This is a genomic window from Pseudomonas sp. R76 (genome assembly GCF_009834565.1).
In the GTDB taxonomy this organism is placed as follows: domain Bacteria; phylum Pseudomonadota; class Gammaproteobacteria; order Pseudomonadales; family Pseudomonadaceae; genus Aquipseudomonas.
Genome location: NZ_CP019428.1, coordinates 2531190 through 2553105, shown reverse-complemented (window position 1 = coordinate 2553105; position 21916 = coordinate 2531190). Strand labels below are relative to the sequence as shown.

The 21916-nt window shown below is 62.2% G+C and carries 19 protein-coding genes; 6 read left to right on the top strand and 13 right to left on the bottom strand.

The window, feature by feature from the left end:
- Window positions 1-8 precede the first annotated feature (8 nt).
- The 10 genes from PspR76_RS11770 to PspR76_RS11725 form a co-directional block, all read right to left on the bottom strand.
- Entirely contained in the window at window positions 9-1628 is a 1620-nt protein-coding gene (locus PspR76_RS11770) for an ABC transporter ATP-binding protein (protein WP_159955359.1), read from the bottom strand.
- A 2-nt stretch (window positions 1629-1630) separates the two neighbouring features.
- Complete coding sequence (locus PspR76_RS11765; RefSeq protein WP_159955358.1) at window positions 1631-2458, bottom strand: ABC transporter permease; 828 nt, start codon at window positions 2456-2458, stop codon at window positions 1631-1633.
- A gap of 3 nt (window positions 2459-2461) precedes the next feature.
- Window positions 2462-3421, bottom strand: coding sequence for an ABC transporter permease (locus tag PspR76_RS11760; RefSeq protein WP_159955356.1), 960 nt, complete (start codon window positions 3419-3421; stop codon window positions 2462-2464).
- 142 nt (window positions 3422-3563) lie between these two features.
- Window positions 3564-5150 (bottom strand): ABC transporter substrate-binding protein, encoded by a 1587-nt coding sequence (locus tag PspR76_RS11755; RefSeq protein ID WP_159955354.1) that lies wholly within the window; start codon window positions 5148-5150, stop codon window positions 3564-3566.
- Between the two features lie 19 nt (window positions 5151-5169).
- Window positions 5170-6777 carry a 5-guanidino-2-oxopentanoate decarboxylase gene (locus PspR76_RS11750; protein ID WP_159955352.1) on the bottom strand — a complete coding sequence of 536 codons (1608 nt, stop codon included), beginning with the start codon at window positions 6775-6777 and terminating at the stop codon, window positions 5170-5172.
- A complete protein-coding gene (locus PspR76_RS11745; protein ID WP_159955350.1) occupies window positions 6767-8875 on the bottom strand; it encodes an acetate--CoA ligase family protein in 2109 nt (702 codons plus the stop codon). Before PspR76_RS11745 ends, PspR76_RS11750 begins: the two co-directional genes overlap by 11 nt.
- Window positions 8876-8893: 18 nt before the next feature.
- Entirely contained in the window at window positions 8894-10054 is a 1161-nt protein-coding gene (locus PspR76_RS11740) for an acyl-CoA dehydrogenase family protein (RefSeq protein ID WP_159955348.1), read from the bottom strand.
- Window positions 10055-10081: 27 nt separating this feature from the next.
- Window positions 10082-10873, bottom strand: coding sequence for an enoyl-CoA hydratase/isomerase family protein (locus tag PspR76_RS11735; RefSeq protein ID WP_159955346.1), 792 nt, complete (start codon window positions 10871-10873; stop codon window positions 10082-10084).
- A gap of 148 nt (window positions 10874-11021) precedes the next feature.
- Window positions 11022-11660 (bottom strand): TetR family transcriptional regulator C-terminal domain-containing protein, encoded by a 639-nt coding sequence (locus PspR76_RS11730; RefSeq protein ID WP_159955344.1) that lies wholly within the window; start codon window positions 11658-11660, stop codon window positions 11022-11024.
- Window positions 11661-11699: 39 nt separating this feature from the next.
- Window positions 11700-12470: a class II aldolase/adducin family protein gene (locus tag PspR76_RS11725; protein WP_159955342.1), complete on the bottom strand. Its 771-nt coding sequence runs from the start codon at window positions 12468-12470 to the stop codon at window positions 11700-11702.
- A 131-nt stretch (window positions 12471-12601) separates the two neighbouring features.
- Between PspR76_RS11725 and PspR76_RS11720 the strand changes: the two genes are divergently transcribed.
- The 4 genes from PspR76_RS11720 (at window position 12602) to PspR76_RS11705 (ending at window position 16262) form a co-directional block, all read left to right on the top strand.
- Window positions 12602-14557, top strand: a complete 1956-nt coding sequence (locus tag PspR76_RS11720; protein WP_159955340.1) for an oxidoreductase — start codon at window positions 12602-12604, stop codon at window positions 14555-14557.
- Complete coding sequence (locus tag PspR76_RS11715; RefSeq protein ID WP_159955338.1) at window positions 14545-15123, top strand: cupin domain-containing protein; 579 nt, start codon at window positions 14545-14547, stop codon at window positions 15121-15123. Before PspR76_RS11720 ends, PspR76_RS11715 begins: the two co-directional genes overlap by 13 nt.
- A 123-nt stretch (window positions 15124-15246) precedes the next feature.
- Complete coding sequence (locus PspR76_RS11710) at window positions 15247-15447, top strand: hypothetical protein (protein WP_159955336.1); 201 nt, start codon at window positions 15247-15249, stop codon at window positions 15445-15447.
- Window positions 15435-16262 (top strand): hypothetical protein, encoded by an 828-nt coding sequence (locus PspR76_RS11705; RefSeq protein WP_159955334.1) that lies wholly within the window; start codon window positions 15435-15437, stop codon window positions 16260-16262. The genes PspR76_RS11710 and PspR76_RS11705 overlap by 13 nt, the downstream gene beginning before the upstream one ends.
- A gap of 15 nt (window positions 16263-16277) precedes the next feature.
- Here the strand turns inward: PspR76_RS11705 and PspR76_RS11700 are convergent, their stop codons facing one another.
- A complete protein-coding gene (locus PspR76_RS11700; RefSeq protein WP_237235750.1) occupies window positions 16278-16472 on the bottom strand; it encodes an outer membrane protein in 195 nt (64 codons plus the stop codon).
- Window positions 16473-16481: 9 nt separating this feature from the next.
- On the opposite strand from PspR76_RS11700, the gene PspR76_RS11695 reads away from it, so the two are divergent.
- On the top strand, window positions 16482-16751 hold the full coding sequence (locus PspR76_RS11695) for a hypothetical protein (protein WP_237235749.1): 270 nt from the start codon (window positions 16482-16484) through the stop codon (window positions 16749-16751).
- Between the two features lie 167 nt (window positions 16752-16918).
- The gene (gene dkgB, locus PspR76_RS11690) at window positions 16919-17737 is read left to right on the top strand and encodes a 2,5-didehydrogluconate reductase DkgB (protein WP_159955332.1); all 819 of its coding nucleotides are present in this window, start codon (window positions 16919-16921) and stop codon (window positions 17735-17737) included.
- On the opposite strand, the gene PspR76_RS11685 is transcribed toward dkgB, so the two are convergent.
- On the bottom strand, window positions 17734-18156 hold the full coding sequence (locus PspR76_RS11685) for a chemotaxis protein CheY (RefSeq protein WP_159955330.1): 423 nt from the start codon (window positions 18154-18156) through the stop codon (window positions 17734-17736). The genes dkgB and PspR76_RS11685 overlap by 4 nt on opposite strands.
- A 133-nt stretch (window positions 18157-18289) precedes the next feature.
- On the bottom strand, window positions 18290-21916 hold the full coding sequence (locus tag PspR76_RS11680) for a transporter substrate-binding domain-containing protein (protein WP_159955328.1): 3627 nt from the start codon (window positions 21914-21916) through the stop codon (window positions 18290-18292).

The following is a 21916-nucleotide window of genomic DNA, read 5'->3' as shown; positions in this document are numbered from 1 at the left end:
TGAATTCCTCAAACGGTGGGCGCCGCCCGTTGGGCCAGCAAATGATCGAGCCAGTCCGGGTCCATTTCCGGTTCCGATGAAAACAGCAGGCCGGTGTAGTCCTGGTACGGCGGGGTAAAAATCGCGCTGCGGCGGCCTTGGTCGACCACCCTGCCCCGCTGCATCACCACCACCTCATCGGCAATCGCGCGCACGGTGGCGACGTCATGGGTGATAAACAGGTAGGCCACGCCCAGTTGCTGCTGAATACGGTTGAGCAACTTCAGCACACCTTCGGCCACCAGTTGATCGAGGGCCGAGGTGACTTCGTCGCAGATGATCAGTTGCGGGTCGGCCGCCAAGGCACGGGCGATGCAGATGCGCTGCTTCTGCCCGCCGGACAGCTCGCGCGGTTGGCGCTCCATGAACACTGCCGGGTCCAGCTCGATCATCTCCAGCAATTCGGCGACCCGCGCGCGCATCGCCTTGCCCTTGAGGCCCAGGTAAAACGTCAGCGGCCGGCCGATGATGTCGACGATACGCTGGCGCGGGTTCAGCGCCGTGTCGGGGATCTGGTAGATCATCTGGATACGCCGCAACTGCTCCTTGCTGCGCCGCCGGAAGTCCACCGGCAACGCCTCGCCGTCATACAGCACCTGCCCCGCGGTGGCCGGCAACAACCCCGTAATCAGGCGCGCAGTGGAGCTTTTGCCGCTGCCGGACTCACCGATCACCGCCAGGGTCTGGCCGCGATGCAGCTGCATCGATACGTCATGCAGCACCGGTTGATGCCCGTAACGGGCACACACCTGGCGCACCTCCAGCAGCGGCACGGCCTGGGTCGGGCAAGCCTTGGGCTCGGTGCGAAAACTGCGCACCGCCCACAGCGATTTGGTGTAGTCCTGCTGCGGCTGGCTGAGCATGCTGCGAGTGTCAGCTTCTTCCACCAGCTGGCCGTGGCGCAACACCATGATGCGGTCGGCCATCTGCGCCACCACCGCCAAATCATGGCTGATGTACAGCGCGGCGCTGCCGAAGGTTTTCACCGCATCGCGTATCGCCGCCAGCACTTCGATCTGGGTGGTGACGTCGAGGGCGGTAGTGGGTTCGTCAAAGATAATCAGGTCCGGGTGGCAGGCCATGGCCATCGCCGTCATCACCCGCTGCAACTGCCCGCCCGAGACTTGATGCGGGTAGCGTTGGCCAATGGTTTCGGGGCTGGGCAGGCGCAGCACGCGGTACAACTCCACCGCTTCGCGCTCGGCCTGGGCGCGGCTGATACCGCCGTTGATCACCGCAGTTTCCATATGCTGGTCGATCAGTCGGTGCGCCGGGTTGAACGATGCCGCCGCGCTTTGCGCCACATACGCAATGCGCAGGCCGCGCAATTTGCGCAAGGCCTCAGGCTTGGCCTGCAGCAACTGAATGCCGTCAAAACACACCGAGCCGCCGACAATGCGGCAACCGTCGCGCGCATACCCCATCGCTGCCAGGCCGAGGGTGGACTTGCCCGCGCCCGACTCGCCGATCAGTCCCAGTACCTCGCCGCGCTGCAAGGTCAGGTCGATACCGTTGATCAGCGGGTGCCAAGCGTCTTCGTAATGCCCTTCGACCTGCAGGTTGCGAATTTCCAGCAATGGCGTGTCCATCCTCAACACTCCTTCAGGCCGCTGGATTTATGCAGCATCCAGTCGACGACAAAATTCACGCTGACGGTAATCAATGCCACGGCCAGGGCCGGCAGCAACGGGCTGATATCGCCGAAGGTGATCAACACCGCGTTGTCGCGCACCATGCTGCCCCAGTCGGCAGTGGGCGGTTGAATGCCCAGGCCGAGAAACGACAACGCGCTGATAAACAGGAACACAAAGCAGAAGCGCAGGCCGAACTCGGCAATCAATGGCGCAGCGGCGTTGGGCAGCACTTCGCGGGTGACCAGCCACCACAGGCCTTCGCCGCGCAGGCGTGCGGCTTCGACGAAATCTTGCACCACCACGGTCATCGCCACCGCGCGAGACAAGCAAAACACCCGCGTCGAATCCAGCAGCGCAATCACCAATACCAATGAGGTGGCGTTGGTGCCCACCACGCTGAGGATCAGCAAGGCAAAGATCAGTTGCGGGATCGCCATCAGAATATCCACCACCCGCGATAAGCCCTGGTCGACCAAGCCGCCCTTGATCGCCGCGACCAGGCCGCTCAAACCACCGAGCACAAACGCCAGCGTGGTCGTCAGGAAGGCGATGCCCAAGGTATTGCGCGCGCCGTAGACGAGGCGGCTGAACATGTCGCGCCCCAGGTTATCGGTGCCCAGCAGGAACTGGCCGCTCCAGGGCGCGAAGCCCTCGCCCACCACCTGGGTTTCGCCATAGGGCGCCAGCAGCGGCGCAAACAGCGCCACCGCGATGTACAAAACAATGATCAGCAGGCCGAATTTGGCGCTCAACGGCGCCCTGGCCAGGTGGCTCAACAGGCTCATGGTCTACCCCTTCGGATGCATCAAGCGTGGGTTGCTGGCGATGGACAGCACGTCCGCCCCGGTATTGAGCAGGATGTAGGTGGCGGCAAAGATCAGGCTGCAGGCCTGCACCACCGGGATATCGCGCTTGGCCACCGAGTCCACCAACAACTGGCCCAACCCTGGGTAGACAAACACCACCTCGACCACCACCACGCCCACCACCAGGTACGCCAGGTTCAGCGCGACCACATTGACGATGGGCGCCAGCGCGTTGGGCAACGCGTGCCGCCAGATAATCCGCGATTGGCTGATGCCCTTGAGCCGGGCCATTTCGATGTAGGGGCTGGCCAGTAAATTGATCAGAGCGGCGCGGGTCATGCGCATCATCTGCGCGATCACCACCAGGCTCAGCGTCGCCACCGGCAATACCGAGCGTTCCAGGATGGTGCCGAACGACGCATCCGGCGCCAGGTTGGACAGGCTGGGAAACCAACCGAGTTTTACCGAGAACACCAGGATCAGCAGGTAGGCGACAAAGAACTCCGGGAACGACACGGCGCTCAAGGCCGTGGTGTTGAGCAGGCGATCGAACCAGCTGTTGCGGTACAGCGCCGCGAGCATGCCCAGCACCAGCGCGGTGGGCACCGAGACCACCGCCGCCAGGGCGGCCAGGCTCAGCGTATTGCCCAGGCGCGCACCGATCAGCTCGGCGATGGGCCGCTGGTTGGCCAGTGAAGCGCCAAGGTCGCCGTGCAGCAGGCGCAGCAGCCATTGCGCAAAGCGCGTGAACGGCGGCAAGTCCAGACCCAGCTGCGCGCGAAACGCCGCGACGGTTTCCGGCGTGGCGGACTGGCCGAGCATGGCCTGGGCGATGTCGCCGGGCAGCATGCCCACGGCGAGGAAGATGATGACCGAGACGGCGAACAGCGACAGCAGGCCGAGGGCGAGGCGTTGGAGGATTAGTTTGAGCAGGCTATTCATGGACGATTCTCATCGAGACAGCACTTATCTGCTGTGGGAGCTGGCTTGCCTGCGATGGCGGCCTGGTGGGCTACGGTGAATGGACGGGCCTCATCGCAGGCAAGCCAGCTCCCACATTGGATCTTCATTGGCAGGAGGATCTTTATGCTTGCCACCAGCGCTCAATCAACCGCAACCCATCCAGCTCACCATAAGGCGCGGTCAGCGGCCCATGGCTGACGCGGTTCGAACGCGCCGCCACGGAGCTGGCAAACAGCGGCACAATTGCGCCGCCATCGTCACGGCACAGGGCCTGCATTTCGTTGTACATCTCCTGGCGCAACGGCGCGTTCATCTCGCCACGGGCGGCGGTGAGCAGTTGGTTGAAGCGCGCGTTGTCCCAGTGGGTTTCGTTCCAGGCCGCGCCTTTGGCGTAGCCGATGCTGAACATGCGGTCGGCGGTCAAGCTGCTGTACCAGAATGAGGTGGTAAACGGCTGCTTCATCCACACATTGGAGAAGTAGCCGTCGGCCGGCTCGCGCACCACGTCGATATCGATACCGGCCTGGCGCGCCTGTTCCTTGAACAGCACCGAGGCGTCGACCGCGCCGGTGTAGGCGGCGTCAGAGGCTTGCAGGCGCACCTTGAGCGAGTCCACACCGGCCTTGCGCAGGTAGAAACGCGACTTGTCCGGGTCATACGCGCGCTGCTCCAGCGCCGCGTTGATAAAACGGCTGCCCGGCTGGATCGGATGATCGTTGCCGACCAGGCCATAGCCATGCAGCACCGAAGCCAACAAGGTCTCGCGATTGATCGCGTGTTTCATCGCCATGCGAATGTCGTTGTTCTTGAATTCGTTGCTGTCGCACAGCATCGGGAAGGTGTAGTGCTGGGCGCCCTTGGTTTCCTCAATCACCAAGCCTGGGTTGCGTTTGAGCAGGGCCACGGTTTTCAGATCAACCTTGTTGATGACATCCACCTGCCCGGTGACCAGTGCATTGACCCGTGCGGCGCCATCGGCGATGGCCAGCAGCTCGGCACTGGCGAAATGCGCGCGGCCGGGTTTCCAGTAATCGGGGTTGCGTTCCAGGTCCATGCGCACGCCGGGCTCGAAACTTTTCAGGCGGTAGCCGCTGGTGCCCACGCCGGCCTGCCAATCGGCAGCGCCGTCTTTGGCGGGCATGATCACCAAGTGGTAATCGGCGACCACATAGGCAAAATCCGCATTGCCCGAATGCAGCTCGAACACCACCGCGTCACTGCCCTTGGCGCTGACGCTGGCGACATCACCGAGCACGGTCTTGGCCGCCGAGGTGGAATCCTTGCTCAAGTGATGGTTGATCGATACCACCACGTCGTCGGCGGTCAGGCTTTTGCCATTGTGGAAGGTCACCCCCTGGCGCAAGTGGAAGGTCCACACACGCGCATCCGGGGTGGATTCAAAGCGCTCGGCCAGTTCGGGGATCGCAGTGCCGTCGACGGCGATCTCAGTCAGCGTGTTGTACACCGCCGAAAAGCCGACGAAGGTAAATGTGTCGACCCAGGAGCCAGGGTCACGCGAATCGGTGGTGCTGCCGCCGGCCAGGCCCAGGCGCAATACACCGCCCGGCTTGGGCGCCGCGTCTTCGGCGAAGGCGTGTAATGGCAGGCCCATGGAAAACGCTGCGGCCACCGCGCCCGCGACGGCGCTGTGTTTGAGGAAGTCCCGTCGGTGCATCGCTTGAGTCATTTTGTTGTTGTTTTCGCTCATGGTCTTGCTCCTCTAAAGGTCAACAGGCATAGGCATGTTTCAACTCGATCAAGGTCACGCCATTGCGTTTGAAGCCGTTGCGCAAGTCCGTTTGCAATTCATCCAGGTTTTTTGGCTGGTTCACGGTGCATCCGAACGCCTTGGCGAAGAGCGCGAAATCCGGGTTGCGCGGCAGCACGCCGATGGGCTCGATGTCCAGGCCCAGCATGTCGTCGCGGATCTGGCCGAGGGCGTCGTTGTTCCACAGCAGCACCACCAGCGGGCTGTCCAACTCTTCAACAGCGGTGGCCAACTCCTGGGCGGTGTAGAGGAAACCGCCATCGCCCACCAGCACCAGGCCCGGCCGCAACGGCGCACCGAACTTGGCGCCGATACCGGCGGGCAAGCCATAGCCCAAAGTGCCGTAGCCGGTGGGGTGCAGCCAGCTACGCGGTGCGCGGCTGCGGTAGGCATAGTTGCCGGTGTAGGCCAGCTGGGTCATGTCACTGCTGATACAGGCGTTGGCGGGCAGTTCCGCCTCGATGCGGTCGAGAATGGCTTGGTGGATCGACTGCAGCGGGCCGTGCCCCAGCTCAACGGCCTGGAGCAATGTGGTGACTCTTTTGATTGCCGCTTCAGCGTCTCGCGGCGCCGTCGGCAAGCGCTCCAGCAACGCCAGCACGGTCCTGTTGGCATCGCCGTGCAGCGCCACGGTGCACGGGTAAAAATCGTTGAATTTGCGTGGGTCGATATCCACGCGCAGCAGCTCACCGGTGATGGGCAAGCGCTCGCGCCAGTAATCGGTGTCGGCCATTTCCGTGCCAACCGCCAGCACCACATCGGCCTCGCTGATCAGTTGCCAGCCGGGTTCGACGCACAGGGTTGAACCGGCATTCAGCGGGTCATTGACCGGCAATAAACCCTTGCCCGCCACGCTGGTGAAAAATGGCGCCGCCAATTGCGTGCTCAACCGCTGCAAGGCCTCCCCCGCCGCCAGCGCGCCGCCACCGGCAATGATCATCGGGCGCTTGGCCGAGGCGAGTTTGGCCGCTGCCTGATCCAGCACCTCGGCCGCTGGCAAGCCACGCCCGGCACCGCGCACCACCTCATTGCTCCAGTCCCACTCAATCGGGGCCGCCAACACATCCAGCGGCACGGAGATATGCACCGGCCGTGGCCGCTCGCTGTCGAACACCGCGTAGGCACGGGCGACCAGCTCGGGCAAATCCTCGGCGCTCAAGGCCACTGCCGAAAACGCGGTGATGGGCGCCGTGATCGAGCGCTGGTCCTGCGTCTCATGCAGGATGCCCCAGCCCATTCCGAGGCTGGCAAGGTGATTGACGCTGGAGATCACCAGCATCGGGATCGAGTCGGCATACGCCTGGCCGATAGCGGTGGCGACATTGGTCACGCCGGGGCCGGTGATCACAAAGCACACGCCCGGTTTACCGCTGACCCGCGCATAACCGTCGGCCATAAACCCGGCGCCCTGTTCGTGGCGCGTGAGCACGTGGCGAATGCCGCTGCCGGGCAAGCCGCGATACAGCTCCAGGGTGTGCACGCCGGGAATGCCGAACACCGTGTCGACGCCATAGTTGGCCAGCAGCCGCACCAACGCCTGGCCGCCGGTCATTGTTTTATCGTGCATGGCCATCTCCTAGGCGAATCAATGCGTCGACCGCCGTGGCGCTGCGGGCATTGACCAATAGTGGGTTCACATCCAGTTCCAGCAACTGCCCGGCATGGGCGCAGGCGTAGTCGGCCACGGCGCGGATCGCCGCGACCAGCGCGTCCATGTCCGCCACTTCACGCCCGCGAAAACCTTGCAGCAAGGCGGCGCTGCGCAGGCTGAGCAACGCGTTGCGAATCGCATCGTCGGTGGTCGGCAGCAGCAGGCTGCGGCTGTCCTTGAGCAATTCCACGAGGATGCCGCCGGCGCCGATCACCAAGGCCAGGCCAAAGTCGTTTTCACGCTTGATGCCCACGATCAGCTCGGCCAAGGGTGGCGCTGCCATGGTTTCCAGCAGTAATTGATCGAAGACTACACCGGGCGCGTACACCGCGATTTGCCGGCGCATATGTTCAAGCGCGGCAGTCAGGGCGAAGCCATCCTGCAGGTTCAAGGCCACGGCACCGGCTTCGGTTTTATGCGGCAAATCGGCGCTGACAGCCTTGAGCACCAACGGGTAACCCAGCAGCTTTGCGTCGGCAATCGCCCGCCCCGGCGTACTCAACACCGCGGCTGGGGTATTTAGGCCATAGGCACGTAAGGCTTGTTTGGACGCCCACTCATCCAGGGCCTGGCCGTGGCCGTCGAGGGCTTGCGGGCACAGCGGTTCGAGGATCGATTCACCGCGTTCGAGCAACACGCGACGCTGGTTTGTGTAGTCGGCAATCCGCCCCCACGCCGCGAGCGCATCTTCCACGCCTTGCAGTGCGGCAATGCCATGCGCATGCAGCCGCTCACGGGCGTGCGGCGGTAACAGCTCAGGGAACGCCGAGGTGACGAAGCCGGTCTTGCCATGGCGGCTGAGCGCCGCGCAGAACAGCTCCAGCAGCAAGTCACATTCCTTGCGTTCGCCGGTACATTCAGCCGGGTAATCCAGCACCAGCATGGCTGCATCGGCCTGGGTGCGCAGGGCCGTGTCGAGCATGCGGTTGAGCGCTTCGCGGTCGCCCCAGATGGCCGTGGTGAAATCCAGCGGGTTAACCAGGTTGGCGTAGCTGGGCAGCACCTGCGCCAGCTCAGCGCGCTGGTCTTCATCCAGTTTCGGCAGGGCCAGTTGGTTGCGCTCGGCGTAGTCGGCAATCAGCCCTGCATCACCGCCCGAGCAGGCCAGGGCGATCAGGCTTTTACCCGTGGGGAGATTGCCGCAGGCCACGGCTTTCAAGGTTTCGACGAAACTCACCGGGCCGCTGACGCGGATCACCCCCAAGCGTGCAAACAAGCTGTCGTAGAGCGCATCCGAGCCCGAGAGCGAACTGGTGTGACTCATCGCCAGCTCGGCACCGAGCTGCGACACGCCGGTTTTCAGCGCAATAATCGGAATGCCTTTTTCCAAGGCTTTGTGCGCCGCGCGGGCAAAGCCCGGCACATTCTTCAGGCCCTCCAAGTGCAAACCGATGGCGGTAACGCGCGGCTCATCGAGCAACACGTCCATCAATTCGGCAACGCCCAGTTGCGCCTGGTTGCCCACCGAAGCCATGTAGGCAACCGGCAACGAGCGGTCGCTCATCGACAGGTTATAGGCGAAGTTGCCGCTCTGGGTCAGCACCGCCACGCCCTTCTCCACCGCCTTGCCGCCATGGGCCACCGGCCACAGCGCCGCGCTGTGCAGATAGTCCAGCAGGCCATAGCAATTGGGGCCGAGTAACGCCATGTCGCCTGCCGCCGTCAGCAATTGCTGTTGCAACGCCACACCGGCCGCACCGGTTTCGGCAAACCCCGAGGCGTAGCAAATCGCGCCGCCGGTGCCGATGGCGGCCAATTCAGCCACGCAGGTGAGTGTCAATTCACGGTTGGTGGCAATAAACACCGCGTCCGGACCGCACGGCAGATCGGCGATGCGCCGTACACACGGGACGCCGTCGAGGCTGTCATGCTGCGGGTTGACCAGCCACATCGGCCCGGCAAAGCCGCCGTCGGCGCAGCGCTTGAGCGCGCGGGCCATGCTGCGCCCACCCACGAATGCCAGGTGCCGGGGCGCCAGCAGGCGCTTGAGGTTGTCGCGAATAGCCTGGGACATAAGCGTTCTCCGCGCCGATCAGCGCAACAGCGGCCGCAACAGTTCACGGGCGATGATATGGCGCTGGATTTCCGAGGTGCCTTCCCAGATCCGCTCGATCCGTGCGTTGCGCCAGATGCGCTCCACCGGGCCTTCGTCCATCAAGCCCATGCCGCCGAAAATCTGCACGGCTTCATCGGCAACTTTGCCCAGGGTTTCGCTGGCAAACAGCTTGGCCATGCCGGCCTCGCCGTCGGTCATGCTGCCCTGGTCCATCTTCCAGGCAGTGTGCAGGGTCAGCAGCTCGGCGGCGCGAATCTGCGTGGCCATGTCGGCCAGCTTGAAACTCACGCCTTGGTAGGTGCCGATAGGCTGGCCGAACTGCTTGCGGTCGGCCGCCCATTGCAGCGACACATCCAGCGCGCGCTGGGCCTGGCCGACGCAGTTGGCGGCGACCATCACGCGCCCGGCGGTGAGCCAGGCATTGGCGACGTCCCAGCCTTTGCCCACTTCGCCGAGCACCTTGGACGCGGGCACGCGGCAGTCGTCGAAGAACATTTCATAAGTGTGATAGCCGCGGTTGCTCACGCATTTGGGGCCACGGCGGATGGTCATGCCAGGCGTGCCGCGATCGACCAGGAATGAGGTCACCGCGTTGCGCTGGCGCCCGTTGTGTTCGTAGGTGTCGGTGACGGCAAACACGATGGCGAAATCGGCGTGCCCCGCATGGCTGATAAAGTGCTTGCTGCCGTTGATCACAAAGTCGTCGCCGTCGCGCACGGCGCGGGTCTTGATCGCATTGGCGTCGGAGCCGGCGCCGGGTTCGGTCAGGGCGAAGCAGTCGATTTTCTGACCCTGCACGCACGGCAACAAATAGTCCTCGATTTGCGCGCCAGTGCAGGCCATGAGGATTTTCGACGGCCGTGCAACGAACACATGCAGCGCCCACGAGACCTTCGACAGCTCCCGCTCGATCAGCGCCTGGGACAGGTAATCCAGGCCGCCACCGCCCACCTCTTCCGGCATGTTGAAGGCATAGAAACCGGCAGTGATCGCCTTGTCACGGATCTGCGCGGCAAGCTCGGGCGAGACCTCGTCGGCACGGTCTACCGCCTCTTCGTGGGGCAGCAATTCCTTGGCGACAAAACTGCGTACCGCGTCCACCAACATGTCTTGTTCTTGGCTGAGTTGGAAATTCATGGCGCTACCTGCTCGGGGGTGTTGTTGTTATTGGCCGCAGAAATTCGGTGAGCGCTTTTGCATGGACGCACGCAAGGCTTCGGCGCCGTCGACGCTGCGCCCACACAGCAGGCCAGCCGCCAGTTCGGCCTGCAGTTGCTCGGGCAGGCTGCGGGCGGCGCCTTCGCGGATCAGGGTTTTGGTCTGGGCAAAGGCGAAGGTCGGCCCGTTGGCCAGGCGCGTGGCCAGTGCCGTGGTGTGGGCGTGCAGTTGCTCATCGGCGATCACTTCGCCCACCAGGCCGGCGGCCAGTGCGCGGTCGGCACTCCACAGCTCATCAAGAAACAACAGGCGCTTGGCCTGTTCGCTGCCGATCAGGCGCGGCAAGTGCCAGCTGGCGCCGGCGTCCGGCGAGTAGGCCATGCTGGTGTAGCCGGCCTTGAAGCGTGCCGACTGGGCGGCAATGCGCAGGTCGCAGCACAGCGTCAGGTCCATGCCGGCGCCGACGGCAGTGCCGTTGATCGCGGCAATCGTGGGTTTGTCGAGGGTGTGCAGGCGGGTCATCAGGGCGTGGGCGGTTTCGGTCCAGCCGTAGGTTTCGAGGGCGCCGCGCGATTCGGCTTCAGCCCACTCAGCCAAGTCGGCGCCGGCGCAGAAGCTGCGGCCGCTGCCGGTCAACACCACGGCGCGCACGGCGGGGTCGCGGTTGAAAGCGTCGAGCAAGGCATGCAGGTGCTTGAGGGTCGGAATGTCCAGTGCATTGCGCTGGGGACCACGGTTGAGGGTGATCCAGGCAACGCCTGCTTGCACATCGGTGAGCACGGGCGAATCGGTAGTCATGGCTTCCTCGAATTATTTTAATTGGCTTGAGGGGTGCGACATGGCGAGATACTAAACGAGTGTTCAGCAAGGAGGCAATCGGCAAACTGCAAATATTTTCAGAAGGGAAATAGCGGCCTGAACCTTGCGTTCAGGCGGCAAGAAAGGCTCAGGGTTTGAGCAGATAACGCTGGCGACCGCCGCTCTGCAGGCCGTCGACCCAGGCTTCGCAGATCTGAATGCCCTGCTCCGGCGTGAAGGTGCCAGGGTTAAGCCCCGACTCCAGCCACAGCCCGTCAAGCAAGGCGCTCAAGCCGATGGCGGCGAGGTCGGCGTCGAACCGCTCCCAGCCCTCTTCCCTGGCCATATCGCTCAGGGCGGAACGCATGATGGTGCGGTACTCACCGTAGGAATGTTCGTGGGCCTGGTTGATCGCAGGCGCGGTTTTCACCGCGCCCCAGAACACCAGCCACGCATCGAGCAGTTGCGGGTCGAGCAACTCAGCGGAAAACGAACCCCGGAACAACGCCGACAGCCGCTCCCGAGGCTCTGGTGGCGCCTCGGCCATGGTCTCGCGCAGCAGGCTCATGACTTGGGCGGTGATCGTGCGATAAGCCTCGGCCACCAGTTCATCCTTGCCCGAATAGTGGTGGCTGATCAGCCCGACCGACACCCCGGCCTCGGCGCTGATCTTGCGAATCGAAGCGCCCTGGAAACCATCGCGCTTGAGGCACGTGAGCGTGGCCTGCACCAGGTTGGCCTTGCGCAATTGCGGCTCCATGCGGGAGAAGCGGGATTCCTGGGTCATGGGGCGATGTCCTCGTTGAGTCGGCCGCACGACTCTACATCAGTCGCGGTAACCGGGCGACACCCGATCCAGCATCCGCAGCAACGCCGCCCACGCCAACTGCATGGCGTCCGGGTCGGCCAGTTCGCCCGGCTCCAGCGTTCGGCCTGGGTTGTTGAATTGCTGTTCGGTGTAGGCGCAGACCTCGGCCGGCGGCAAGATCAATGGGCCGCAGGCTTGGGCCGCGATCTGGATATCGCAGGCTTTCTCCAGGTAGTACATGCGCAGGAACGCCTGGCTGACCGTCTCGCCCAGCGTCAGCAGACCGTGGTTGCGCAGCATCAGCACCGGCTTGTCGCCCAGGTCATGCACCAGGCGGCGCTGCTCGGCCATATTCAGAGCGACGCCTTCGTAATCGTGGTACGCGACCTTGCCGTAGAACTCCATCGAGATCTGGTTGACCGGCAACAACCCGCACTCCAGCGCCGCCACCGCGCAGCCCGCGCGGGTGTGGGTATGCAGCACGCACTGGGCATCTTCGCGCGCAGCATGGATCGCGCTGTGGATGACAAACCCGGCCGGGTTGACGGCGTAAGGGGAAGGCTCCACCGCGCGGCCATCCAGGCCGATCTTGACCAGGCTGGAGGCGGTGATTTCATCGAACATCAACCCGTAGGGGTTGATCAGGAAGTGGTGCTCAGGCCCGGGAATACGCACCGAAATATGCGTGAAGATCAGGTCGCTCATGCGGTAGTGCGCGATCAGGCGGTAGCACGCGGCAAGCTCTTCGCGCAGGTGTTTTTCCTGGGCGGGTTCGGCGCAGTAAGTCATTTTTATTCTCCAGGCGCGGGGTGGTTGAGGGCGACGCTAATCCAGTCACCAGTAAAAAAACAAGTTGATTTTTTACTGGCGCTCACCTCCTATAGAAAAATAACAATAACGGCGCCTGGAGTATCCGCACCATGTCGCACGCAGCCTTTCCCCACCTGTTCGAGCCGTTGCAACTGCGCGGCAAACGCCTGAAAAACCGCATCATGTCCAGCGGGCATGACACCTCGATGCCCACCGACAATCACGTTAATGCGCAGTTGATCGCCTACCACCGTGCGCGGGCCGAAGGCGGTGTGGGGCTGATTGTGTTGCAGGTGGCCGGGGTGCATGACAGTGCGCGCTACACCTCGCACGTGCTGATGGCCACCGACGATGCCTGCATCGATGGCTATCGCGAATTGGCCGAGGTCTGCCATGCCCATGGCACCGTGGTGCTGTCGCAGATCTTTCATCCGGGGCGGGAAATCATGGAGTCGGCAGACGGCTTGCTGGCGGTCGCGTACTCGGCGTCGGGGGTGCCCAACGAGCGCTTTCGGGTGATGCCACGGGCGCTGGAACAGGCGATGATCGATGAGATCGTCGCCGGTTATGCCGCGGCGGCCAGGCGCTTGTATCAAGCGGGAATTGACGGGGTGGAAGTGGTCGCCAGCCATGGGTATTTGCCGGCGCAGTTTCTCAACCCACGGGTTAATCGGCGCACCGATGGGTACAACGGTTCGCTTGAGCAACGGCTGAGGTTTTTGCGCGAAATTATTGCGGCGGTGCGGGCGGCGACCGACGAGCATTTCATCATCGGCCTGCGCATTTCTGCCGATGAGCGTGACAGTGAAGGGCTCACCGAGAGCGAATCCCTGGCGGCGGTGCAAAGCCTGCAAACGCAGCTGGATTTTGTACACATCGTCGCCGGCACCTCGGCCTCTCTGGGTGGCGCGATCCATATCGTGCCGCCCATGGCCATCGCGGCGGCGTACCTTGCGGATGAGGCGGCGACGTTCAAGGCCAGCCTGGCGGTTCCGCTATTTGTCACCGGGCGAATAAACCAGCCGCAGGAGGCCGAGCTGATCCTGGCCCGAGGCCAGGCCGATGTGTGCGGCATGACTCGTGCACTGATTTGCGACCCGTTGATGCCGGCCAAAACCCTGGCTGGCCGCGCCGACGACGTGCGCGCGTGCATCGCCTGCAATCAGGCGTGTATCGGCCACTTTCACAAGGGCTTGCCGATTTCGTGTATCCAGCATCCCGAGACCGGGCGCGAGTTGGTATTCGCCAATCTGCAACCGGCGTTAACGCGCCGGCGCATCATGGTGGTGGGCGGCGGGCCTGCCGGCATGAAGGCGGCGGCCGTGGCCGCGCAACGTGGGCACGACGTGACGCTGTACGAGGCCAGCGCGCAATTGGGTGGGCAGGTGCTGTTGGCGCAATTGCTGCCACGGCGCAGCGAGTTCGGCGGCGCCAGCACCAACCTGCAGCGCGAGATGGCGCTGGCGGGTGTGCGTGTGGTGCGCAACACTCGCGTCGACCGGGCGCTGGTGGAGCAGCAGCAACCCGATCACGTGATCATCGCCACCGGCGCCGAGCCCTATTGGCCAGCCTTCGAGCAAGCCGGTGAGTTGCAAGTGGTGGACGCCTGGCAAGTGTTGCGCGGTGAGGTCACGCTGGGTCGCTCGGTGGTGGTAGCCGACTGGCGTTGCGACTGGATCGGCCCGGGCATCGCCGAGCGCCTGATGCGCGCCGGCCATCAGGTGCAACTGGCGGTGAATGGCACACATTGCGGGGAGAACCTGCCGTTGTACGTACGCGACCAACTGGCTGGAGAGCTGCACCGCCTGGCGATTGCGATCATCCCTTACGCCCGCCTTTACGGCTGCGACGACAGCACCGTCTACCTGCAACATACCGCCAGTGGCGAGCCGATGCTGCTGGAGAATATCGACAGCCTGGTGTTGTGCCAGGGCCACCAGCCGGTGGACATTCTGGGCGCGGAGCTGGCGGGGTTGGTGCCGTTTGATCGCATCGGCGACTGCCTGGCGCCGCGCACCGCCGAAGAGGCGATTTACGAAGGACTCAAAGTGGCATGGAACCTGTGACCGACGCACCGCAGCAACTGTTTCTCGGCACGCGCATTCGCGGCCTGCGCAAGGCGCTCGGGCTGACACTTACCGAGCTGGCGCAGGCAAGTGAGTTGACCGCCGGCTACCTCAGCCAGTTGGAACGCAACCTGGCGTATCCGTCGATTCCGGCGCTGTTCAATATTGCCCGCAGCCTGGGGGTGACCATCCAGTGGTTTTTCGCCAGTGAAACCATTCCCGCCGAAGCGGATGAAGGTTATGTGGTGCGCCAGGGCAACCGGCAAAGCATCCGCTATGAAGATGGCATCGTCGACCAATTGCTCACGCCGTTGCCCAACCATCAACTGGAAATGCTGCAGTCGAGCTTTCCGCCCGGCACCTACAGCCAGCAAAGCTACAGCCATGAAGGTGAGGAAGCGGGCTACGTGTTGAGCGGGCAGTTTGAGTTGTGGGTGGGCGATCGGCATTTTCTGCTGGATACGGGCGACAGCTTCAGCTTCGCCAGCAGCGAGCCGCATCGGTATGGCAACCCAGGCAAGGTACAGACGGTGGTGATCTGGGTGATTACGCCGCCGACGTTTTAGGCCGTCTGAGCAAATGGAGACGCTTCCTACAGGAACCGACGACGGTGGCACGGCATGCCATCAATGGTCCTGAGGCCAGATCGCTTGCTATAAAACTGGCTACTTCTTTGCGAGGTTGTCGCCATGAACTTATTGCATTTGCTGTTTGGAAAACCGACTCCGGATGATTGGGATCGAGTCAAAGCCGTCAAATCCTATAAAAGCTGGAAGATCCATGATTGTGGCATTGGCGTCGACGCTGCCGAGGTTGCGCAATCGCAGAATTACAAGGACGCGATACGTCAGGTCCGGCAAATGGAGGTCGACGACATATGGGCCTGCTGATAATTGTACCGTTGCTTGTCAGTGGCTACATGGTCTGCATCAGACACCCTTTTTTCTACCATCGTCTGCACCGTTTTCAAGGGCAACTGCTCTACCTGCAAGTTGCAAGGCTGGGCTTGGTTTGCCTGATCATCGCTACGATCCTGAGTGCCATTATTCTTGCGTTGTCGAAGCAGAAGGTCGAAGTCGCAGGGTATGCGATTGCAACAGACTACAGCAGCTATCTAGGTGCCTTGTTGGTACAGCTCGACATTGCCAATGAGAAAAACGGCGCACTGTGGGTATTTCTACTTCAGATAGGGCTTACCGCCATGGCAATTCCTTTGGGCTGGGCAAAACTCTACGTGCGCCTGCGAAAGAAAGTGCTGAAACTGGAAACGGACGAACAACTCCATTACTTGCTGTCGCTGGGTGTTCTGGATGGCAACGCTTTCAGGCGCTTACTGAGAGAGTCCATTGAGCAGCGGGCACCTTGCATGTTCAGCTTGAGCGATCGCAAAGTGTACGTAGGCATTGTGGTGTTCGTCGGCGAACCCACTGAGTCCGAGGGCATGGATCACGCCTTCACCCTGCTTCCTATTCTCAGCGGCTATCGGGACAAGGACACACTGGAGGTCACGTTCAATACCCACTACACAAACACGAACCAGCCCCTGCCCATCATGCTGGTCCAGGAAAACGTCGTCTCTGCCACTCGCTTCGACTTCACGAGCTGGAACACTTTCCAATCGCGCAAAAACCGCAAGACGCGACAGGGCCAGTTTTACCACCACCGCCCTGCGCGCCCCGTAACAGCCTCACGCGCCTGCGCATGAGGTGGCGTAACACCGTCAGTCAAACTTCCAGTTCAACCCAACACGCAACATCTGCCCATCGTTCTTGAACTTGGAGTCATAGCCAGTACCCGCCCCGCCGCTGCCCGGAATTACCGCCACGTTCAGCTTGTCATGGCGCAGGTCGTAGTACAGGTACTCGGTCTTGAACGACAGGTTTTTGGTGATTGACTGCTCGATACCTGTACCCACAGTGTCGACGTGATCAACGACGGCGCCGACCCGGATGCCACGTGGTCGGACCCGGACATGCAAGCCGCCAGCAGGCTGCACAACGCCATCGATCAAGTGAACCAGTGGGTCTATCAGCAGAATGTGGCCCTCCATATGAGCGAAGGCAGCGGCATGGGCACGACGCTCACCGGCCTCTGGCGCCCACAGCTCGATGGGGCCGCTGCTGGTGTTTCACGTCGGCGACAATACGCCGGGCGCGACAACGTGACGGTGCTGCTCGCCTGGTTCGACCGCTGAACGCCTTCACGGCCACTTGAAGACCTCGTCCACCGGCACGCGTTTTATTTGCAGCGGGCGACACTCGTGACTTCTGGTAAAGAGTCCTTTTCGGATTCGACGGTTTTTCCGAAGGAACGACGGGCAGATACTCGACTCCATTGTTTATCCCCTCTCAGGAGTTACTGATGTCTATCCCTACCCCAAACGTCCCCGCCTTCGGCCTTGGCACTTTCCGCCTGCAAGGCCAGGTGGTGATCGACTCCGTGAGCACCGGCCTGGAACTGGGTTACCGCGTCATCGACACCGCGCAGATCTATGAGAACGAAGCCGATGTCGGCCAAGCCATTGCCAACAGCGGTGTGCCGCGTGACGAACTGTTTATTACCAGCAAGATCTGGATCGCCAACTTCGCCGAAGGCCAGTTGATCCCCAGCCTTAAAGAGAGCCTGCGCAAGCTCAAGACCGACTACCTGGACCTGACCCTGATCCACTGGCCATCGCCGGACGACCAGGTGCCCGTGGCCGAATTCATGGGCCAATTACTGGAAGCCAAACGCCTGGGCCTGACCCGCCAGATCGGTATTTCCAACTTCACCGTTGAGCTGATGAAGCAGGCGATTGCGGCGGTTGGCGCCGAGAACATCGCCACCAACCAGGTCGAACTGCACCCGTACCTGCAAAACCAGAAAGTGGTGGATTTCGCTACCGCCAAGGGTATCCAGATCACCTCCTACATGACCCTGGCGTACGGCGAAGTGCTCAAAGACCCGGTGATTCAGCAAATCGCCGAACGCCACCAAGCCACCCCGGCACAGGTGACTCTGGCGTGGGCGATGCAACTGGGCTACTCGGTGATCCCATCGTCGACCAAACGCGCCAACCTGGAGAGCAATCTGAAGGCCCTGCAACTGACCTTGAGCTCTGCCGACATGGCGCAGATTGCCGGCCTGGAACGTGGCCATCGCCTGACCAGCCCCAAGGGCATCGCACCGAAGTGGGACTAAACCCCGGTGGCAGGCCGGCCGGATAACTCCCGCAGCCACGGCAACACCCGCAGGCCGCGCGAGGCTTGCGGTGGGTCGATGATGTCCATGAAGTGTTCGAGATTGACGGTGTCCGGCGCGCCAGGCAACCGCACCCGTACCGTCGGCGTCGCGCCGGCGGGGGCACCCAGGTCCTGATGGTCGTAGACCAGCACATGCCGCACCTGAGGCTGTGGCCCACTTGCATGGGCCGCCAGCCCGCCATTGATGATCAGCACATCAAAGGGCTCAGCGGGGATGGCGGTGAGGATCTGGACTTCGTCGAAGGTTTGCACCGGAACAATCCGGTAGTACCCCAACTGGTTGAGCATTTTTTCGATGTAAAGGCGTTGCAGGTGCTGTTCATCGGCAATAAGGATGGTCAGTGCTTTGTTCGGCATGGCAAACCCCGGGCAGGCTGTGCTCGTCAGTGAGCAGCGCCCATTGTCCAGACATATCCCGTAGACAAAATCAGGCTTGTTCCCCCTTCACGTAGGAGTTCTCCCAAAACCGCCCAATGGCGATCAACCGCAGTCACGGCCGATTGCAATAAGCATTCAGGCAGTCACGCAGATTGCCAATCGCCTCGCCCACCGCTTCCGCCGCCCCAACCAGTGCGTCGCGATCTTGCCGTTGGCAAACCCCCTCCAGCGTTTCACAACAAGCGATCAACACCTGCGCCTTCACCATCCGCGCCCCGCCCTTGGCACGGTGGGCGAGATCATGCAGCGCGTGAAAATTGAACTGGCGTTGCAGCCTCGGTAAAAGCGCGCGGTCATCTTCCAGGCTGTCGACCAGCGGCACCAAGAGTTCCGTCAGCGCTGCATGATCATCGCCCGTCAGCGAAATCAACGTGCTCAAATCAAAGGCCATTTCAGCTTCAACTGCACCGGGGCTGGCCGTGAGCGAGGCCAGGGCCGAGCGCAAGTCATCAAGCCCGGCAGGTTTGAACAGGCAGTCGTCCATGCCCGCTTGACGACAACGCTCGGTCTCTTCCGGTTGCGCATTGGCGGTGAACCCCAGCAACAGGCACGGCGCCAGACCTTGCTCCCGTTCTTGCGCGCGGATATCACGCGCCAAGGTGTAGCCGTCCTTGAGGGGCATGTTGCAATCGGTGATCACGGCATCAGGATGCCTGGTCTTCCACAGCTCCAGGCCCTCGATGCCGTCTTCGGCCGTAATGATGCGATGCCCCAGGTGGCTCAATTGCCGCGCCAGCAGCAAGCGGTTGGCCGGGTAGTCATCCACCACCAGAATGTCCAATGCGCGCGCCGGCTGCACGACAGGGCCAGGTGTTGGAACCGCGACCGGCAACGCAGCCGTGCGGGTCACTATCAACATCACGTCTACCCGTGAACCCTGGCCGAGCACGCTGTTCAACTGCAGATTACCGCCCATCATTTCACACAGGTTTCGGCTGATTACCAGCCCCAGCCCCGACCCGCTGCGCGCCGACTGCTCAGTGTTGCTCCCCTGAATAAACGGGTTGAACAGGCGTTGCTGGTCTTCAGCGCTGATGCCAATACCGGTGTCTTCCACCCATAACCTGAGACTCAGCTGGCCGGTGTCGGGGGCCGGCAAACTGCGCGCGCCCAGGCGCACCTGGCCCTGGGAGGTAAACTTGATGGCATTGCTCAGCAGGTTGGACACCACCTGTTTGAAGCGCAACGGGTCGGCCAGAACCTGGCAATCAATCAGCGGATCAAGTTCTACCTGAAACACCAGGCCTTTGGCACGCGCCAGCCCCTCGAACACCCGAACCACCGACATCAGCAGTTCATGCAGGTTGGCCGACTCCAGCGCCAGGGACAAATGGCCGGACTCGATCCGGGCGATATCAAGAATATCGCCAATCAACTCGAGCATCCCGTGGGACGCAACCGAAGCCACCTCCAGAGCATCGCGGTCGGCGCGGCCCTGCTCGGCGTTCGCAAGGGCCAGCTCGATCATGCCGATCACGGCATTCATGGGCGTGCGGATTTCATGACTCATGGTCGCCAGGAAGGTGGTCTTGGCGCGGTTGGCGGCGTCGGCATCTTCCTTGGCTTCCTGCAGTTGACCCAACAGGCGCTGGCGCTCACTCACGTCCACCCAACCGGCAATCATGCCCACCACGTTCTCGTCGCCGTCACGGTAGGGCAACATCCAATGGTAGATGGTCAGCACCTTGCCATTGGGCAACTTGAGTACCCGATCATGAATCTGCGGCTCGCCACGCGCCATCAGCTGCAGGTAGTCCTCATGGAAAGACCGGGCCTGTGGAGGGTTGCCGGAATCGGTTTGTATGACCGTCTTGCCGATCACTGCTTCGAGGGTAAAACCAAATACCTCCAGGTAAGCACTGTTGCAGGCCATCAACCTGCCCTGGCGGTCACGCACGTAAATCGGATGCGGCGTACCGTCGATCAGTACGCCCATGAAACGCATCTGGTCGCTCAAGGCACGTTCGGCCTGGGCACGTTTGCGTATCAGGCTGCGCAGGTAAAAAGCCCAGCCCAGAGTGACCACCAGCAACAGCGCCGCCAGGCCGAACCCTTGAATGATCGCACTGCGATGGCGCAACCAATGGTCTTCGACGATCACGTCAGTGCGCCACTGGTTGACCAACTCGTCCATTTCCTGGGGTGGGATGCTCAGCAACGCCTTGTCCAGTATCGAGTACAACTCCAGCTGACCACGGTTGACCCCAAATGTCATGCGTGCAGGTTCAGAGCCGACGGTGCTGGTCACGCGCAAGGAGTCACGGTATTGCAGGGCGATAAGGTAGCGCGCATTGATCAATGAATTGACGGCCGCCTCGGCGGCGCCGGAGGCCACCATCGCCATGGCTTGTGTAGGGTTTTTGGCCGTCACGAAGTTGATACCGGGATAGTCGCGATTGATCAACTCACGCAGCGCACTGCCGGCGGTTATCGCAAGGCGCTTGCCTGGCATGTCGTCCAGGGTCATCGTCGCGGGGTCGTCATTGCGCGTGACCAGCACCAGCGGATTGGTCAGGTAGGGCCGGGTAAAGCGCACCTGGTCAGAGCCTTCGACGCTCGGTGTGATCACCGCCATCATGTCCGCCCTGCCGGTGCTGACCGCGTCAATCTGCTGGGGCATTGATCCGCCCGGGACAACATCGAACTTCAACCCGGTGCGCAGGCTGATCCGCGATAAAACGTCAGCACTCAAGCCGTCTAATTGCCATTGTGCGCTAAAGGATGCCAAAGGCAGCATCTGGTCGGACGCTACCACCCTGACGCGCGGATGCTTGTCCAGCCAACGCTGCTCGTTGGTGCTCAAGTGCAGCCGTTCAGCACCGAGCAGGCCTAGATTGCCGCCACTCCAACGACGCAATATTTCCATCTGCTCGTTAGCCGGAATCGCCCTCAGCGCTGTATTGATGATGCGCAGCAACCGGGTGTTGTCGCGCGCAACAGCGAAGGCGAAAGAGTTGGATTCCAGTGTGGAAAAATCCGCCATTTGCACATTGTTCAGATGGTTGCGGCTGATCTGGTAATTGGTGCTGATGGCGTCGCCCAGGTAGACATCGGCGCGACCGAACGCCACGGCGCCGATGGCCTCGAAGACAGACGGGAATAATTCCAACCGCGCCCGGGGATAGAAGGCCTGTACGACATCGGGCGGCATGTAGTGATAGAGCATGGCCACGCGCTTGCCGGCCAGATCGACCGTCAAGGCCTGGGTGTCTGCGGTAGGGGTTACCAGCACGGGCTGATCATTGCCGTAGGAACGAGACAGGACCAACTGCGGGTCACCCGCCTCAAATCCGTTGGCGGTTCCGAGGAAGTCAATGGTGCCTTGCTTGAGCGCCTCGATCACTTCGTCACGGGTGTCGTAGCGACGAACTTCCACGTTGACGTTCAGCGCCTGGGAGAGCAACCGCGCGTAATCGGCAGTGATCCCCTCAAGTTCGTCGTTATTATTTGTCAGCTCGAAAGGCGCATAGTCCGGCGCGGAAACCCCCATGAACAAGGTACGACGCTCGCGCAACCAGTGCCAGTCCGCCTCGCTCAGCACCACGGACAAACCATTGCCATCCAGCGTGGCGTGCCCCAACAAGCGCAGCGGGTGAGGCTCATCCAGGGCCAGCGCCGCCATCGGCAGCAGGCCCATCAATAGGGCAATCATCAACTGTCGAATGCGGGTTGGGGTCAT